The organism is Microbacterium sp. NPDC078814 (assembly GCF_040702645.1).
In the GTDB taxonomy this organism is placed as follows: domain Bacteria; phylum Actinomycetota; class Actinomycetes; order Actinomycetales; family Microbacteriaceae; genus Microbacterium.
On record NZ_JBFBLT010000001.1, the window covers coordinates 192,676 to 209,197 of the forward strand.

General features: G+C 71.8%; 14 protein-coding genes. 3 read left to right on the top strand and 11 right to left on the bottom strand.

Going from position 1 to position 16,522, the window contains the following annotated elements:
- Positions 1–16: 16 nt before the first annotated feature.
- Positions 17–1,651 (bottom strand): TIGR04028 family ABC transporter substrate-binding protein, encoded by a 1,635-nt coding sequence (locus tag AB0300_RS00950; protein ID WP_366215302.1) that lies wholly within the window; start codon positions 1,649–1,651, stop codon positions 17–19.
- Positions 1,652–1,782: 131 nt separating this feature from the next.
- Positions 1,783–3,177: an NtaA/DmoA family FMN-dependent monooxygenase gene (locus AB0300_RS00955; RefSeq protein WP_366215303.1), complete on the bottom strand. Its 1,395-nt coding sequence runs from the start codon at positions 3,175–3,177 to the stop codon at positions 1,783–1,785.
- A gap of 103 nt (positions 3,178–3,280) precedes the next feature.
- On the opposite strand from AB0300_RS00955, the gene AB0300_RS00960 reads away from it, so the two are divergent.
- Positions 3,281–4,276, top strand: coding sequence for a Gfo/Idh/MocA family oxidoreductase (locus AB0300_RS00960; RefSeq protein WP_126893335.1), 996 nt, complete (start codon positions 3,281–3,283; stop codon positions 4,274–4,276).
- On the top strand, positions 4,269–5,249 hold the full coding sequence (locus AB0300_RS00965; protein WP_126893336.1) for an NYN domain-containing protein: 981 nt from the start codon (positions 4,269–4,271) through the stop codon (positions 5,247–5,249). The genes AB0300_RS00960 and AB0300_RS00965 overlap by 8 nt, the downstream gene beginning before the upstream one ends.
- A gap of 25 nt (positions 5,250–5,274) precedes the next feature.
- Here AB0300_RS00965 and AB0300_RS00970 read toward each other — a convergent pair whose 3' ends face one another.
- From AB0300_RS00970 to AB0300_RS01000, 7 genes are all read right to left on the bottom strand, one after another.
- Entirely contained in the window at positions 5,275–6,282 is a 1,008-nt protein-coding gene (locus AB0300_RS00970; RefSeq protein ID WP_366215304.1) for a sugar phosphate isomerase/epimerase family protein, read from the bottom strand.
- Positions 6,283–6,325: 43 nt separating this feature from the next.
- The gene (locus AB0300_RS00975; protein ID WP_126893338.1) at positions 6,326–7,177 is read right to left on the bottom strand and encodes a sugar phosphate isomerase/epimerase family protein; all 852 of its coding nucleotides are present in this window, start codon (positions 7,175–7,177) and stop codon (positions 6,326–6,328) included.
- A gap of 78 nt (positions 7,178–7,255) precedes the next feature.
- A complete protein-coding gene (locus AB0300_RS00980) occupies positions 7,256–8,464 on the bottom strand; it encodes a substrate-binding domain-containing protein (RefSeq protein WP_025105582.1) in 1,209 nt (402 codons plus the stop codon).
- Between the two features lie 2 nt (positions 8,465–8,466).
- Entirely contained in the window at positions 8,467–9,516 is a 1,050-nt protein-coding gene (locus tag AB0300_RS00985) for an ABC transporter permease (RefSeq protein WP_366215305.1), read from the bottom strand.
- On the bottom strand, positions 9,513–10,649 hold the full coding sequence (locus tag AB0300_RS00990) for an ABC transporter permease (RefSeq protein ID WP_025105580.1): 1,137 nt from the start codon (positions 10,647–10,649) through the stop codon (positions 9,513–9,515). The genes AB0300_RS00985 and AB0300_RS00990 overlap by 4 nt, the downstream gene beginning before the upstream one ends.
- Positions 10,646–12,166 carry a sugar ABC transporter ATP-binding protein gene (locus AB0300_RS00995; protein ID WP_025105579.1) on the bottom strand — a complete coding sequence of 507 codons (1,521 nt, stop codon included), beginning with the start codon at positions 12,164–12,166 and terminating at the stop codon, positions 10,646–10,648. The genes AB0300_RS00990 and AB0300_RS00995 overlap by 4 nt, the downstream gene beginning before the upstream one ends.
- Positions 12,163–13,272 carry a Gfo/Idh/MocA family oxidoreductase gene (locus AB0300_RS01000; RefSeq protein ID WP_025105578.1) on the bottom strand — a complete coding sequence of 370 codons (1,110 nt, stop codon included), beginning with the start codon at positions 13,270–13,272 and terminating at the stop codon, positions 12,163–12,165. The genes AB0300_RS00995 and AB0300_RS01000 overlap by 4 nt, the downstream gene beginning before the upstream one ends.
- Before the next feature lie 115 nt (positions 13,273–13,387).
- On the opposite strand from AB0300_RS01000, the gene AB0300_RS01005 reads away from it, so the two are divergent.
- Complete coding sequence (locus tag AB0300_RS01005; protein WP_366215306.1) at positions 13,388–14,605, top strand: ROK family protein; 1,218 nt, start codon at positions 13,388–13,390, stop codon at positions 14,603–14,605.
- Here the strand turns inward: AB0300_RS01005 and AB0300_RS01010 are convergent.
- Together AB0300_RS01010 and AB0300_RS01015 are read right to left on the bottom strand one after the other, a co-directional pair.
- Complete coding sequence (locus AB0300_RS01010) at positions 14,557–15,693, bottom strand: Gfo/Idh/MocA family oxidoreductase (protein WP_366215307.1); 1,137 nt, start codon at positions 15,691–15,693, stop codon at positions 14,557–14,559. The genes AB0300_RS01005 and AB0300_RS01010 overlap by 49 nt on opposite strands.
- Positions 15,693–16,499 (bottom strand): sugar phosphate isomerase/epimerase, encoded by an 807-nt coding sequence (locus tag AB0300_RS01015; RefSeq protein ID WP_029990100.1) that lies wholly within the window; start codon positions 16,497–16,499, stop codon positions 15,693–15,695. Before AB0300_RS01015 ends, AB0300_RS01010 begins: the two co-directional genes overlap by 1 nt.
- Positions 16,500–16,522: the final 23 nt, after the last annotated feature.

A 16,522-nucleotide genomic window follows, 5' to 3' on the forward strand; every position in this document is an offset into this window, starting at 1 on the left:
GGGGTCACCGTGGTCCTCAGTGCTCCGCGAGCCACACGCCGGAGAACGTGGGGCGGCCGACCGACTCGAACGCGACGCCGTGCACGTACGTGGCCGCACCGTAGACCTGCGGCTCCTCGAAGAGCGGGATCACGTACGCCTGCTCCGCGATGTAGTCCTGCACGGCCTGCGAGGCGGCCACCCGCTTCTCGGCGTCCGGCTCGGAGGCGACGGCGAGCAGCAGCTCGTCGAGCGTCGCGTCCTGAGAGATGAGCACGTCGCGGTTCTTCGTGAAGTACTGGCTCTTGATCACGTCGAGGTCCGCACGGCCGACCATCGAGTGGTAGAACCCCGTCTTCAGCGGATCACGGGTGTCCTCCGCGTAGCTGCCCGCATCGCCGGGCTTGACGGTGAGCTCCACGCCGACCGCCGCGAGCTGCTGCGCCACGAGCTCCAGGGTCTGCTTCGACAGGGGCTGCGGCTTGGCCTCGTAGACCGTGATGGACAGCCGCTCGCCGTCCTTCTCCCTGATGCCGTCGGCGCCGGGCACCCAGCCTGCCTCGTCGAGCAGCGCTTCCGCCTTCTCCGGATCGTGGGCGTAGTGCGCGGACTCGTCCTTGTATCCCGCGGCCTGCGAGGACAGCACCGACGTGGCCACCGGGTAGTTCTCGGTGAACAGGGTGTCGACGACCTCCTGCGCGTCGACCGCGGCGATGATCGCCTGGCGCACGCGGATGTCAGACAGCAGCGGGTTCTCCGGGCGGAGGGCGATCGAGTTGTTCACGCCGCGGGTCTGCGGGGCGTACAGCGTGAATCCGGCGCCCTCGACGCGGTCCTCGTCGAACGCCTGGACGTAGCGGACGTAGTCGGCCTGGCCCGCGAGCAGCGACCCGATGCGGACGGAGTCCTCGGGGGTGACCAGCACGTGCACGGCGTCGAGGTACGGACGGCCGTCGTTCTCGGCGCTGTCCGGGCCCCAGGCGTAGTCATCGCGGGCGGTGAGGGTGTACTCGGTACCGAGCTTCTCGTCCGTGACGGTGAAGGGGCCGGAGCCGATGATGTTCTCCGCGTTGCCCGCGCCGAAGTCCTCGATCGTGCCGTCCAGGGTCTCGGGGGACAGCAGTCCCGAGTTGATGGTCGACGTCGCCTGCAGGAATCCGGGCGACGGCGCGCTGAAGCGGAACGTCACGGTGTCCTCGTCGACCACCTCGCTGCCGGCGTAGTTGTTGATGGCCTCGGAGACGGTGAGCCCGCGCTCGGCGTCGCCCAGCCCGTAGGTGTCGAAGTTCTTCGCCACGGCGGCGGCGTCCACGGGCGTGCCGTCCGAGAACGTCACGTCAGGGTTGAGGTCGAAGGTGTACTCCGTGGCGTCGTCGTTCACGGTCCACTCCGCGGCGATCCAGGGCTCGATCTCGAGCGTCTCCGGGTTCTGCCAGGTGAGCCGGGCGGCGATGTTGTTGACGATGCCGCCGTTCGGGTAGAAGCCGGCCTGCGGCGGATACAGGTTCGTGTAGGCCTGGTGCTCGAGGTAGGTGAGCGTGCCGCCGGAGACGGGGTCCCCCGCCGCGGCCGGGGTGTTCCCCGGGGCGGGCGAGCTGGCGCAGGCGGCGAGGCTGCCCGCCAGGACGAGCGGGACCGCGACGGCGGCGGTGCGGATGAGGCGGCGGTTCATGCGGAGGACTCCTCGGGTTCGGAAGGCAGGGTGTCGGGTGCGGGTGCAGTGCGGGTGGTGTTCACGGTAGGAAGCGGCGGGGTGCAGCGGCGAGGCCGCGGACTCCGGGTGTCGCGAGACGACACGCGTGGTCACGCGCCGACTCGCGACGTCACACGGAGGCGGTCGCGCAGCGTCTCCGCACCGGCCCCCTGACCGGTCTCCTCCGGGGTCCGGAGAAGACCGCGACGACGGAGCTCGGGGGCTGCGAGGCGGGTGAAGGCCTCGAACTGCCCGGGCTGGAACGCCGAGAGGACGTTGAAGCCGTCGGCGGCGCCCTCGTCGCGCCAGTGCGCGAAGTGGTCGGCGATCGTGCCGGCGTCGCCGACGACGAAGGCCGCAGGGACGGCGTGCGCGGCGACGAGATGCCGCCAGGTCGGGGCGTCCGGCGTCCCGACCCGGAGTCCGGCGATCCCCGCGAGCCGTTCGACGAGCGCGGCGCCCCGCTCCCCCAGGCGTGCGGCCTCGGCGACCGTCACCGGAGTGTCGAAGGCCGCGGCCCGCAGCGGGTCGTCGGCGGCCACCTCCAGCGCGTCGGCCAGAGCCTCCACCGTGCGGTTCGCCGGGAATCCGACGCGCTCCCGCTGCCCGCCCTCCGCGAGCGGGACGAGCTCCAGCAGCCGCCGGACGATCCGGTGGGCGGCGGCGTCGGACCCCGCGACGACGGGGAGCACCGGGGCGATGACCTTCAGCTCCTCCGCGGGACGGCCCGCCTCCGCCGCGATATCCCGCAGCAGCCGCCGCGTGGCCACGGCGTCGGCGAGGGTGGGGGCGGCGATGAGGGCGAGGTCGGCGGCGGTCGCCGCGAGCGCCCGCGACCGCGGCGAGGTCCCCGCGTGCACGATCGGGATGCGCCCCTGCGGCGGGCGGGTGACGTTGAGCGGGCCGGCGACCCGCACGTGTGCGCCCTGGACGTCGGCGGCGCGCAGCCCCCGGGGGTCGATGAGCACGCCGCGCTCGGCATCCGCGACCCAGGCGTCCTCGGCCCAGGAGTCCCAGAGCCGGCGCAGGGCGACGACGAACTCCTCCGCCCGGTCGTAGCGCGTCTCGGTGTCGGCGTGGGCCTCGCGACCGTGGTTCCCTGCGGCGCGCGGCTCGGCGCCGGTGACGAGGTTGATCCCCGCCCGGCCGTCGGTGAGGACGTCGAGGGAGGCCAGGGCCCGCGCCGTGGCGTACGGGTCGGCATAGGTGGTGTTGACCGTCGCGATGAGTCCGATCCGGGAGGTCACCCCGGCGAGGAACAGCACCGCGCTCAGCGGGTCGATGCGGGCCAGCAGGTAGGGATCGCGGAACTCCAGGTCGGGTCCGGTCGCGAGCCAGTCGCCGAAGAAGAGGTAGTCCAGGCCCGCGTCCTCCCCCTCCCGCGCGATACGGCGGAGGATGTCGGCGTCTCCCGCGGGGTCGCGGTGGGCTCCGGGGTACCGCCACCCGGAGGGGTAGGCGCCGAGGGTGCGCACCATGGCGCCGATCACGAGGGGTTCCGTCATGCCGACACGGTAGGACCGCGGCCGCCACCCGGGCCACGGGGCGGAAGCCGGAGGTCACCGGATGTCACAGACGGTCACATGCGCCACCCTCTACGCTGAGAGGATGACTGGACTTCGTTGGGGAATCCTCGCGACCGGCGGCATCGCCGGCGCCTTCGCATCCGATCTGCGCACGGCCGGCCTCGACCTCGTCGCGGTGGGCTCTCGTTCGCAGGAGTCGGCCGACGCCTTCGCCGCACGCTTCGACATCGCGCACGCGCATCCGTCGTACGAGGCGCTGGTCTCCGATCCCGACGTCGACATCATCTACGTCTCCACACCGCACCCGATGCACCACGAGAACGCCCGGCTCGCCCTGGAGCACGGCAAGCATGTGCTCGTGGAGAAGGCGTTCACCCTCAACCGTGCCCAGGCCGAAGACCTCCAGCGGCTCGGCGCCGAGCGCGGGCTGCTCGTGATGGAGGCGATGTGGACGCGCTACCTGCCGCACATGGTCCGCATCCGCGAGCTCCTCGCCGACGGCGCCCTGGGTGAGATCCGCGCCGTGAGCGCCGACCACACGCAGCAGCTGCCCACCGACCCCGCCCACCGTCTGAATGCGCTCGAGCTCGGCGGCGGCGCGCTGCTCGACCTCGGCATCTACCCGATCTCCTTCATCTGGGACATCCTCGGGGCACCGACCACCATCCGCGCCGTGGGGCGTCTGGTCGAGACCGGAGCCGATTCCGAGGTCGCCACCGTCATGATCCACGAAAGCGGGGCGGTCTCCACGAGCCTCTCCTCCTCGCGCGGTGCCGGCCCCAACGCCGCGAGCATCGTCGGCACCGAGGCCCGCATCGACATCGATCGGGTCTGGTACACCCCCACCTCCTTCCGCGTCGTGCGGCCTGACGGCACCGTGCAGGAGGAGTACGTCTCGGAGGTCGAGGGCCGCGGCATGCAGTACCAGGCGCTCGCGGCCGAGCGTCTGGTCCGCGACGGTCTCCTCGAGGGCGACATCCTCCCCATCGCGGAGAGCGTCGCCATCATGGGGGCCCTCGACGAGATCCGCGCGCAGATCGGCGTCCGGTACCCCGGTGAGGAGGACGACCGTGGCTGAGACGACCGACGCCCGCGTGGCGGTGTACCTGGACTTCGACAACATCGTCATCTCCTGGTACGACCGCGTCCACGGCCGCAACTCCTACGGCAAGGATCGCCAGCGCATCACGGAGCACCCGAACGACCCCGAGGTCGCCGAGCGGCTGAACCGGGCGATGATCGAGGTCGGCGCCATCATCGACTACGCGGCGTCCTTCGGCACGCTCGTGCTGACGAGGGCGTATGCGGACTGGTCGTCGCCGGTCAACGCCGAGTACCGCTCGCAGCTCGTGGCGCGCGCGGTGGATCTCGTGCAGCTCTTCCCGGCCGCGGCGTACGCGAAGAACGGCGCGGACATCCGGCTGGCGGTCGACGCGGTCGAGGACATGTTCCGCCTGCCGGACCTGACCCACGTCGTCATCGTGGCGGGCGACAGCGACTATGTGCCGCTCGCCCAGCGCTGCAAGCGCCTCGGCCGGTACGTGATCGGCGTGGGCGTCGCCGGGTCCACGGCGAAGTCCCTCGCTGCGGCCTGCGACGAGTTCGAGTCCTACGACTCGCTCCCCGGCGTGGCGCGTCCGACGAAGGCGGCACAGCCCGCCGTCGCCCCCGCGGTCGAGGTTCCGGCGGAGCCGTCCGCGCCGGCCACCGCGGACACGGGCGCCCCGAAGCCCAAGACCGCGTCGAAGTCGCGCGCGAAGGCCAAGACGAAGACCGCCGCCGAGGAGCCCAAGGTCGAGGAGAAGATCGACGACCAGGGCGAGGCCACACGGCTCCTGGAGCGCGCGCTGCGTCTCGGCCACGACAAGGCGGACGCCGACGAATGGCTGCACAGCTCCGCGGTCAAGACGCACATGCGCCGCATGGACCCGTCCTTCAGCGAGAAGGCCCTCGGCTACCGGTCGTTCTCCGACTTCCTCAAGTCGCGCGACGACATCGCCGAGCTCGAGGAGACCGGGCACGAGCGCCTGGTCCGCCTGCGGGAGCCCTGAGCACGGCCCGGGGACACCGGGCCCGTCACTGGTGGCGGAACGCGGCGTCGAAGGCGGCCGCGGGCGGCGGCCACAGCAGGGAGCGCACGAATCCGAGCGCCTCGGGCGCGCCGTGCAGGCGGTCCATGCCGGCGTCCTCCCACTCGATCGAGATCGGGCCGTCATAGCCGATCGCGTCGAGCACACGGAAGGCGTCCTCCCACGGCACGTCGCCGTGGCCGGTGGAGACGAAGTCCCAGCCGCGCCGGGGGTCGCCCCACGGAAGGTGCGAGCCGAGCACCCCGGCACGGCCGTTCCGCGGCCGCAGACGGGTGTCCTTGCAGTCGACGTGGTAGATCCGGTCGGCGAAGTCGACGATGAAGCCGACGGGGTCGATGTTCTGCCACATCATGTGCGAGGGGTCCCAGTTGAAGCCGAACGCATCGCGGTGGTCGATCGCGTCCAGGGTGCGGACGCTCGACCAGTAGTCGTACGCGATCTCCCCCGGATGCACCTCGTGGGCGAAGCGCACGCCCTCCCCGTCGAACACGTCGAGGATCGGATTCCAGCGGTCCGCGAAGTCCTGGAAGCCCTGGGCGATCACCGCCTCCGGCACCGGCGGGAACATCGCGACATAGGGCCAGATCGACGACCCGGTGAAGCCGACGACGGTGTCGACGCCGAGCTTCCTGGCCACCCGGGCCGCCCGCTTCATGTCCTCCGCCGCCCGCTGCCGGACACCCTCGGTCTCGCCGTCGCCCCAGACGTACGGGCGCAGGATGCCCTCGTGGCGGAAGTCGATGGGGTCGTCGCACACCGCCTGCCCGGCCAGGTGGTTGGAGATCGCGAACACCTGCAGCCCGTGCCGGTCGAGGATCTCGCGCCGGGAGGCGACGTAGGCGTCGTCCTCGTCCGCCCGACGGAGGTCCAGGTGGTCGCCGGACGCGGCGATCTCCAGCCCGTCGTAGCCCCACTCCGCGGCGAGGCGGGCCACCTCCTCGAACGGGAGGTCGGCCCACTGGCCGGTGAACAGGGTGACCGGGTGACTGCTCATGGATACTCCTTCGTATCGCGGGGCTTCGTGCGGCGGGCGGGGTTCAGGCACCGAGGGCGCGCAGGTGGGCGATGCTGCGGGCGGCGAGGTCGTCCTGACTGGCGGCGAGCGGTCTCCACACGGAGGCGGCGACGGCGATCGTCGCGTTCTCCCCCGTGAAGCTCTCCAGTCCCAGGGCGCCGCGGTAGCCGGCGTCGTCGAGCGCGCGGAGCATCTCCGGCCAGTCGGTGTGGTCGTCGCCCACGGCACCGCGGTCGCTGCCGCACACCTGCACGTGCGCGATGGCGGCGCCGGCCGCGCGGACCGCGTCGGCCGGCCGCTTCTCCTCGATGTTGAGGTGGTAGGTGTCGAGGGCCAGCCCCAGCCCGGCACCGAGCAGCGGCGCCAGCGCATCCAGACTCTGCGCCACGGTGTTCAGCACGCTGGTCTCGTAGCGGTTGAGCGGCTCGACGGCCAGCGTCACGCCGATCGCCGCGGCCTCCCTGGCGAGCGGAGCGAGGTTATCCCGGAGCTCGCCGACGACCTCCGCCCGTTCCGCCTCGTCCATGCGCCAGGTGACGCCGGTCGGCGCGTAGAAGGGTCCGGCGACGATCGAGGCCCCGAGCACGGCCGCGGCGTCCAGGCACGCACGGAGGTAGTCCTGCGTCGCGGCGACGTCTCCGGCGCGCGCGAGCAGCGAGCGACCAGGACCCATCGCGCCGACCACGACCGCGCCCATGCCGAGGCCGTCCAGCACGGTGCGGGCCCGGAGCGGATCCCAGTCGCCGACGCTCTCCAGCGGCAGCTCCAGGGCGTCGTAGCCCATCCGCGCCGCCGTGCGGGCGAGCGGCTCCAGGGTGTCGTCCGTCAGCGGAGACGTCCAGACCCAGGTGTTGACGGCGATCGTGCGGGGCATCGTTGTCCTTGTGATCGTACGGGTGCTCCCACCCTCCCACTCGGCGCGGGCCGAGCGGAAGGGCGGGAGCACACGGGGTTACGGGATCTGACGCTCCTGCCAGACCGTCGGGTAGCCGGGGAGGTCCTCGCCGCCGAACTTGGCGTAGTGGCCGTCGGGCATCCCCTCGTTCGCCGCGAGGTAGTCGTCCAGCTCGGCCTCGGTGATCGGCTTCTGCGGGAGCACCCACTCCTTCGGCACCTCTTCACCCGCGAAGATCATCTGCGCCGCGAGCAGCGGGGTGCGCCACTGGAAGTTCGAGTACACCGGAGCGAGGCCGGTGAGACCCGTGTCCTTCCACTTGCGCAGGAAGCTCATCTCGTCCTCGCCGGTCATCACCGGGTAGTCGGCTCCGGCGTCCTCGAAGGCCTCGATGGCGGCGACGGCACCGTCACCCGCGTCCATCCAGATGCCCTGCACGTCACCCTTGGCGAGCTCGTCGCTGATGATGCTCTTGATCTCGGCGGGGTCGGCACCGGTGAAGTGGTCGACGGCCTCGATCCCGGCCTCCTCGAACAGCTTCTCGGCTCCGGCCCAGCGGTGCTCCAGCACGTCGACGCCGGGGAGGATCCGGAGAGCCACGACCTTGTCGCCCTCTTCCAGGTTGTCGATGAGGAACTCCGCGGTGTCGATGCCCCAGGCGAAGCCGCCGATCGGGTGGATGAACGTGACAGGGCAGTCGGTGTTCACGCCGCGGTCGAACACGACCACCGGCTTGCCCGTCTCGCACGCCCGCTCGACCGCGGGGGTCATCGCCGCCGTGCTGTTCGGCGAGATGAGGAAGACGTCGCAGTTCCCCTCGGAGATGAAGTAGTCGATGTCGGCGATCTGGGTGTCGTCGGAGTCCTGCGCGTCGCGGGTCTCCATCTCGCTGATCGCGCCCGACTCCTGCAGCACCTTCAGCTGCTCGTTCATCGTGATCCAGCCCGTCTGCCGCCACGGGTTCGAGATCGAGGCGTTCGCGAAGCAGGCCTTCTTGGCGCCGGTGCTGGCGAACTCCGACGTGTCGACCATCTCGGCGTTGATGTGCTGCAGGTAGGGCTGGTCGGCGGGGCCCTGGGGGTCGACGCCGCGCTCCTCGTCCTGCTTGTCGAAGAGCTCCTGGTCGAACCACTCGGTGGTCTCGGCCGACTCCTCGGGGTTCTCCGACTCCGCCGGCGCCACGGACGGGTCGGTCGTGCACCCGGCGAGCGCGATGAGGCCGAAGAGGGCCACCCCTGCGGTGGCGATCTTCATCGATCGTCGCATTGCTAATCTCCTCTGGTTGTAGGGCTTGATGCGGTGGTGCGGTTCTCGGCGTTCTCGGTCCCCGCGGTCGAGACGTCCGTCGGCTGGGGACCGCGCCGGCGGCGGGCTCGGAAGGCGACCCCCGCATAGGCGACGGCCGCGATGATGATGACGCCCTGCACGGCGTCGCGGAGCGTGGATGGGACGCCCGCGATGTTCAGGAGCAGGAACAGCGCTTCCAGTGCGAAGGCTCCGGCCACGGCGCCGACGATCCACCCTCGTCCTCCGCCGAGCACGACGCCGCCGAGCACCACCGCGGTGATCGCGGTGAACTCGTAGCCGCGGCCGACGGACGGGTGCACCCCCGCGTACCCGACGAGCAGGACGGCGGAGAGGGTGGCCGAGAGGGAGGACAGCACGAACGCGCGGGTCGTGACCCAGGCCCGGCGGGCACCGGCGTAGTCCACCGCGCGGGCGTTGTCGCCGATCGCGATGAGGGTCTTGCCCAGCGGGCGCTTGGTGATGACGATGCCGAGGGCGAGCCAGGCGGCGAGCAGGAGGACGGCCCAGGGCAGGAACTCCAGCACGGGGAGGTCGCGGATCCCGCCGCGACCGATCTCCCGGAAGCTGTCGGCCGGGTTCCCCGTGGCCGCGCCGCCCGTCCACCACATCACGCCGCCGAGCAGGGCGAGCATCATGCCCAGCGTCACGATGAACGACGGCACCTTGAGCAGCGTCGTGAGGACGCCGTTCACGAGCCCGACGACCACGCCGAACACGATCATGAGCAGCAGGACAGGGAGGGTGCGGGCGTCGTCCTGGCCGACGAGGTTGCCGGCGATGATGACCTGCGCCGTGATGAGCGATCCCTGGGAGAGGTCGAACTCCCCCGCGATGATCACGAAGTACTGCCCGATCGCGACGATCGCGATGGGGGCGACGCGCTGCAGGTACCGCATGAACTGCCCGGGCTCGGCGAAGCTCGGGTTGAGCACGGCGACCGCGACGAGCAGGATCACGAGCAGCAGGAAGACCGCCCCGCGGGGGCTGACGAAGGTGCGCAGCGCGTTCATGAGCGTCCTCCTTCCCGCACGGAGGCGGTATCCCCGGCGCTGTCGACGGCGGCGACCTCGGTGGTCGGATCCGCGAGCTCGGCGGCCGCGACCGCCATGTCGGCTTCGGCCGCCTTCGCGGCGTCGTCTCCCCCGGTGCGCGTGCCGCCGGCGCCGAAGCGGGGACGACGCCGCACGATGGCCCGCCGGCTGTAGACGGCGACCGCGGCGACGATGACGATGCCGCGCACCACGTCCTTGAGGAAGGGATTCACCTGCAGCACGCTCATGACGTTGTCGACGACGGCGAGGATGGCGACGCCGCCGATGGTGCCCCAGATCGAGCCGCGTCCGCCGAGGAGCAGGGTGCCGCCGAGCACGACCGCGGCGATGGAGAGCAGCGCGTAGCCACCCTGCTGACCGACCGTCGGGCTGCCCACGCCGAGACGGCTGGCGAGCAGGAGTCCGGCGAGGCCCGCGAACACGGAGCACAGCACGTGCGCCCAGATCAGCGGGAGGCGGGTGCGCACGCCGCTGAGCCGAGCGATCTCGGGGTCGCCGCCGACGGCGTAGAGATGGGCGCCGGTGCGGGTGCGGTTCAGCAGCACCCAGACCAGCACGGCGAGCGCGATCATGATGAGCGTGGACACCGGGATCGGTCCGACGCCGGTCGCGCCGATGAGCTGGAACGCCCACGGGACCTCGCCCGCCGAGCCTTCGAAGTTCGTGTTGAGGATGCCCTGGAGGATCAGCCCGACGCCGAGCGTCGCGATGAAGCCGTTGACTTTGAGCACGGTCACGATGAGCCCGTTCACGAGCCCGATCCCCGCGCACACGAGGAGCGTCACGATCACGGCGAGCGGGATGTTCCCCGCGTTCCCGGCCATCATCGTCGCCGCGAGCAGGCTCGACAGGCTGATGACGTAGGTGACCGACAGGTCGAGCGAGGCCCCGAGCACCACGAGCGTCTGCCCGATGGCCACGAGGCCGAGCACGCTCATCCCGGTCAGGATGTCGCGGATGTTCCCCGGGCTGAGGAAGTTGCGACCGACCGTGGCGACGAGGATCGCGCCGACCACGAGCGCGAGCAGCAGGATGCCGAGCACGATGACGGTCGAGTCGATGCGGAGACGGGCTCCGGTGCGGCGGCTCATCGCGCACCCCCGTTCGTCGAAGGACCGCGGTCGGCGCCGGTGGCCGCCGCGAGGATCTCGTGCTCGGCCGCACCGGCCGGCAGCTCGGCGACGAGTTCGCCGTCATGCATGACGAGGATGCGGTCGCTCATGCCGATGACCTCCGGGAGCTCGCTCGAGACCATGAGCACGGCCTTCCCCTGTGCCGCCAGCTCGCGCATGAGCTGGTAGACGGCGTACTTGGCCCCCACGTCGATGCCCCGCGTCGGCTCGTCGAAGAGCACGATCTGCGGCTGGGTGAGCAGCCACTTCGCCAGCACCACCTTCTGTTGGTTGCCGCCGGACAGGAAGCGCACCTCCTGGTCGAGGCCGCGCGACGACACCTCCAGCGTGCGGAGCACCCCCGGCACCTCCCGGCGCGACGCCGCGGCGCGTCCCGCGAACACGTTCCGCACCACGAGCAGGGCGTTGTCGAGGATCGACTGTCCGAGCGCGAGCCCCTGCGCCTTGCGGTCCTCCGAGACGAGGGCGAGCCCGGCGCGCACGGCCGCGCGTGGTCCGCCGATCCGCACCGGCTTCCCGTCGATCCGCACGGCGCCGCGGGTGAAGGCCTGGATGCCGAACACGCCCTCCACCAGCTCGGTGCGCCCCGACCCCTGGAGCCCGGCCACCCCGACGATCTCCCCCGCACGGAGCATCAGCGACACCCCGTCCACGTAGGCGTTCCCGCAGCCGTCGAGCTCGAGTCGAGGCGCGCCGACCGCCGTGCCGGCCACCGGGTCGGGGAAGTACGACTGGATCGACCGCCCCACCATCCGGCGCACGAGCTCGTCGGTGGTCAGCGCCGCTGTCTCGTCCGTGGAGACGAGGGCGCCGTCCTTGAGGATCGTGATCCGGTCGCAGAGGTCGAAGATCTCCTTCAGCCGGTGCGACACGTAGATGACGGCGACCCCTCGGGACGTGAGCCGGCGGATGATCGCGTACAGCAGCTCCACCTCGCGGTCGCTGAGGGCGGCGGTCGGCTCGTCCATCGAGATCACCTGCGCGTCGAACGACAGCGCCTTCACGATCTCGACGATCTGCTGCTCGGCCACCGTCAGCGAGCCCACGCGGGACTGCGGATCGATGAAGGAGACGCCGAGATCGCTCAGCAGCTCCCCGGTGCGCACGTTCATGGCCCGGACGTCGATGAGCCCCGCGCGCCGCGGCTCCCGGCCGAGATAGACGTTCTGCGCGACCGTGCGCTCCGGGAGCAGGGTGAACTCCTGGAACACCGTGACGATGCCGGCGTCCATCGCCTGCCGCGGGTGCGCGTGGCGCACTTCCGCGCCGCGGTACGTGATCGTCCCCTCATCGGCCGGCTGCACGCCCGCGATGATCTTCATGAGGGTGGACTTGCCCGCGCCGTTCTCGCCGACGAGGCCGTGCACCTCCCCGGGCCGCACGTCGAAGTCGATGCCCTTCAGCACCTCCACGCCGAAGAACGCCTTGCGGATCCCGGCCACCCGCAGCACCGGCTGCGTCGTCGTCGCGGTCATGCCGGCACCTCCGTCCAGCGGCCCTCGTGGGCGGCGGAATCGAGCACGGCCTCGGTCAGCACGGCCGCGCGGTGGCCGTCGGCGAACGTCGGCAGTCCATCGGGGACGTCGCCCGCGATCGCGGCGTAGACGTCGGCGACGAAACCGTTGAAGGCATCCTGATACCCCATGGCATGCCCGGCCGGGACACGCTGCAGCCGGGCGGACTCCGGGTCGGCCGTGGCGGGGTCGCGCAGCAGCAGCCGCGACTCCTCGCGCATGCCGACCCAGAGCTCCTCCGGCCGTTCCTGCTCGAACCGCAGACTCTGCCGCGTCCCGTGCAGCTCCAGGGTGAGGGCGTTCTTGCGGCCCGCCGCCATCTGCGAGATGAGCAGCGTGCCGAGCGCCCCCGCCGAGGTCTCGACGAGCACGGCGACGATGTCCTCCGTGTCGACGGCCTGCCCGGCCCGCTCGGCGAAGACCCGGCGGGTACGGGCGCTCAGGGCGCGGATCCGGTCACCCGTGACGAACTCGAGGAGGTCGCACAGATGCGAGCCGATGTCGGCGAACGCGCGGGAGGCCCCGCCGGACGAGGATCGCACCCGCCAGTCGTCGTCGGTGGGCCGCAGCATCCAGTCCTGCAGGTACGAGCAGTCCAGCGTGAGCAGCTCCCCGGCCTCGCCGCGGGCGATGCGCGCCCTGGCCTCCCGCACCATGGGGTGGTATCGGTACACGAAGGGGACGGCCGCGACGAGCCCGCTCTCGGCGGCTTCCGCGGCGAGCGCGGCGGCGTCGGCGGCGGTCGTGGCGAGGGGCTTCTCGCACACGACATGCTTGCCCGCCCGCAGCGCGCGCAGGGCGAGGTCGGCATGCGTGGCGTTCGGGGTGCAGATGTGGACGACGTCGATGTCGTCGGCGTCGAGCAGCGCCTCCGCGTCGTGCTCGGCGCGTGCGGCGCCGAGCAGCTGCGCGGCATCCCTCGCGCCTTGGGCGGACCGGGTGGCGACGGCGCGCAGCGCGCCGCCCGCGTCTCGGGCGGCCGTGCGGTGCACGCGGGCCATGAAGCCCCCGCCGAGGATCCCGGTTCGGATCGTCCCGAGACCGGTGTCAGTGACATCCGTTGTCATGGCGGCGAGTCTGACACAGCGGTCAGGACTTTTGCTAGCCCTTCGTCAAAAGTTGTTTGTAACGAATCTGAAGTCGCACAGCCGACTGCGAGAAGTGCTGTGCTTTACTGACGCCATGGTTGACGTGCTGAGGCCGCTCGCGACGCCCTCCCCCGGGACCGGCGAGATCTTCCAGATCCTCCGCGACGGGCACGCGCGCACCAAGGCGGAGCTCGCCGCCCTCACCGGCCTCGCCCGCTCCACCGTCGCCTCCCGGGTCGACGCGCTGCTGGCCGCCGACCTGCTCCGCCCCGCCGGTGAAGCGGTGTCGACCGGCGGTCGTCCTCCCGCCCGCGTGGCGTTCAACCCCCGCGCCGGACTCGTCCTCGCGGTCGACCTCGGAGCCACGCACGCGACCGTCGCCGTGGCCGACCTCGCCGGCGTGATCCTCGACGCGCGCACCCGCGCGATCGACATCGGCGACGGACCGGAGGCCCTCCTCGACGCGATCCTCACGGAGGGGACGGCCCTGCTCGCCGCGACCGCCGAGGGCCTTCCCCTCGTGGGCGTCGGCATCGGCGTCCCCGGCCCCGTCGAGCACTCCACGGGGCGCCCGACCAACCCGCCGATCATGCCGGGCTGGGACCGCTTCGACGTCCCCGGCTATGTGCAGCGCACGTTCGACGTCCCGGTCCTCGTCGACAACGATGTGAACATCCTCGCGCTCGGCGAGCAGGCCACGAGCTGGCCGCGGGTGGACGACCTCGTGTTCGTGAAGGTCTCGACCGGCATCGGCGCCGGCATCATCGCCGGTGGTCAGCTCCAGCGCGGTGCCCAGGGATCGGCGGGCGACATGGGCCACGTCCAGGTGCCGATGAGCGCCGGCTCGGGGCGGGAGCCGGGCGACGAACGGGATCTCGAGGCCCTCGCGAGCGGCTCGGCCCTCGCCGTCGCGCTGCGCGCCGAAGGCCACGACGTGCACAGCGCCTCCGACGTCGTCGACCTCGTCCGCGCCGGCAATGCGGCGGCCATCGAGGCCACCCGCCAGGCGGGTCGCGATGTCGGCGAAGTGCTCGCGACGGTCGTGAACCTGCTCAACCCGTCGATCATCGTGCTCGGGGGCAGCATCGCCCGCGCGGGAGAGCACCTGCTCGCCGGCGTCCGCGAGGTCGTCTACCGCCGCTCGATCCCGCTCGCCACCCAGCACCTCGCGATCGTGCAGTCGCAGGCGGGCGACCGCGCCGCGGTGCTGGGGGCGGCGATCATGGTCGCCCGCGAGGTGCTCTCCCCCGCGAACGTGGACCGCTACGTCGCCGCGAAGGGATCGAAGTCGGCGGGCAGCGCGCCCACCTGATCCAGCGTGCTCGCGACCTCCACGAACGTGCGCCGCGCTGCGGCCTCCTCGATCGAGAGGAGCGTGTCGAGCACGTGGTACCCGACGTCGCCGGTGGCGACGTGCGGTCGGTCCTCCGCGATCGCGCGCACCATGTCGAGCAGCCCGAGCCCGCGCCCCGCGAGCACCCCCTCCGGCGCGACATCGACGACCTCCTGCACCACCGGCTCCGGTGGCACGAAGTGCCGGGACAGCGGCCGGGTGATCGTGATCGGCCCGCCGAACGTGTTCGGGTCGGGGATGACGAGGGTGCCCTCGGTTCCCGTGATCTCCACGATGCCCTGCCGCACCAGCGGCGAGTCCGTGCTGTAGAGGCTCTGCGCCTGACCGCCGCCTTCGAAGTCCATCAGGACGCTGAGCGTGGACGGGATCTCGACCGGGAACTCCTCCCCGGCGCGGTCGCCGACCTGCACGCGGCGGGTCGGCGACCCCTGCAGCCCGAGGGCGGCCACGGCGGCCACCGGCCCGAAGACGTGGACCAGGGTCGAGACGTAGTACGGCCCCATGTCGAGGAGCGGCCCCGCCCCCTTCGCGTAGAGGAACGCGGGGTTCGGGTGGAAGATCTCCGGTCCCTGCCACTGGAAGGTCGTCTGACCGAACAGCGGACGCCCGATGTCGCCGCGGGCGATCGCGCGCTTCGCGGTCTGCACGCCGGGGCCGAGGACGGTGTCGGGCGCGACGCCGACACGGAGTCCGGCCGCTGCGGCCGTCTCCAGCAGGCGTCGCGCCTCCTCGCGGTCCACGCCGAGCGGCTTCTCGGTCCACACGTGCTTCCCGGCGGCGACGATCGCCTCCGAGACGGCGACGTGCGCGGCCGGGATCGTGAGGTTCACGACGATGTCGATGTCGGGATCGTCGAGCACGACCTCCACACCCCCGGCCCGCGGCACCCCGTACGCCGCGGCCTGCGCGCGCGCCCGCTCCTCGACGAGGTCGCCGATCGCCCGCACCACCACGTCCGGGAAGCGCGTGAGGTTCTGCAGGTATTGATCGCTGATGTTTCCGGCGCCGATGAGGCCGACGCCGACGACGCCACCCCCGCGCACCATCAGCGCGCGGCCTCGGCGTCGAGGAAGACCCGGCTGCGCTCGATGGCGTCGAACAGGTCACCGTCGTAGTGGTCGAACTCCACGATGGCGAGTTCGAGCGCGGGCGCGGCGGCGATGGCCTCCCGGAGCGGCACGGCCCCGTCGCCCGCGGGCACCTGATCGGCCGGCGGGTACGCGTCCAGCAGCGCGGGGTCGAGGGTGCCGTCCTTCGCGTGCACCGCGATCACGCGCTCGCCGAGACGCTCCACGAGGGCCACCGGGTCGACGCCGCCCCGGGCGACCCAGTACAGGTCGACCTCCAGCACGACGCGCTCATCGAGGTGCCCCGCGAGGATCTCCAGCCCGGTCACCCCGTCGAACACCGCCTCCAGCTCATGCGCGTGGTTGTGGTAGCCGACTCGGACACCGGCCTCCGCGCCGATCTCCGCCGCCTCGTTGAGCAGCCGGGCGGTCTCGACGATCTGGTCGACCGATCCCCAGCGCGCCGGCTCGGTGTAGGGATCGATCACCGTGTCCATGCCGAGCGTCTTCGCGGCCGCGAAGACCTCCGCGGGCGGAGGGACGGGAGCCGTGGTGCCGGAGCCGTCCGGGCGCACGAAGGTCGGGGTCGCGAGGAACGCATGCCCGGACGGGGCGGTCAGTCCCGCGGCCGACACGGCGGCGGCCATGTCGTCCGCCCGGCGCACGAAGTCGTAGGGCTCGACCGCGGTGAACCCGCGCGCCGCCACCGCGGCGAGCGTGCCCTCGAGGTCGGCCTCCAGCTGCTCGCGGATCGTGAACAGCTGCAGAGAGGTCTGGATCGTCATCGGTCGTGCTCCTCGGTCGTCGG

Coding starts and splice junctions, on each gene's coding strand:
- AB0300_RS00955 (WP_366215303.1), bottom strand. CDS start 3,177: ATGACGGAACCCCTCGTGATCGGCGCCATGGTGCGCACCCTCGGCGCC.
- AB0300_RS00950 (WP_366215302.1), bottom strand. CDS start 1,651: ATGAACCGCCGCCTCATCCGCACCGCCGCCGTCGCGGTCCCGCTCGTC.
- AB0300_RS00980 (WP_025105582.1), bottom strand. CDS start 8,464: ATGCGACGATCGATGAAGATCGCCACCGCAGGGGTGGCCCTCTTCGGC.
- AB0300_RS00995 (WP_025105579.1), bottom strand. CDS start 12,166: ATGACCGCGACGACGACGCAGCCGGTGCTGCGGGTGGCCGGGATCCGC.
- AB0300_RS00960 (WP_126893335.1), top strand. CDS start 3,281: ATGACTGGACTTCGTTGGGGAATCCTCGCGACCGGCGGCATCGCCGGC.
- AB0300_RS00975 (WP_126893338.1), bottom strand. CDS start 7,177: ATGCCCCGCACGATCGCCGTCAACACCTGGGTCTGGACGTCTCCGCTG.
- AB0300_RS00970 (WP_366215304.1), bottom strand. CDS start 6,282: ATGAGCAGTCACCCGGTCACCCTGTTCACCGGCCAGTGGGCCGACCTC.
- AB0300_RS01005 (WP_366215306.1), top strand. CDS start 13,388: ATGGTTGACGTGCTGAGGCCGCTCGCGACGCCCTCCCCCGGGACCGGC.
- AB0300_RS00990 (WP_025105580.1), bottom strand. CDS start 10,649: ATGAGCCGCCGCACCGGAGCCCGTCTCCGCATCGACTCGACCGTCATC.
- AB0300_RS00985 (WP_366215305.1), bottom strand. CDS start 9,516: ATGAACGCGCTGCGCACCTTCGTCAGCCCCCGCGGGGCGGTCTTCCTG.
- AB0300_RS01010 (WP_366215307.1), bottom strand. CDS start 15,693: ATGGTGCGCGGGGGTGGCGTCGTCGGCGTCGGCCTCATCGGCGCCGGA.
- AB0300_RS01015 (WP_029990100.1), bottom strand. CDS start 16,499: ATGACGATCCAGACCTCTCTGCAGCTGTTCACGATCCGCGAGCAGCTG.
- AB0300_RS01000 (WP_025105578.1), bottom strand. CDS start 13,272: ATGACAACGGATGTCACTGACACCGGTCTCGGGACGATCCGAACCGGG.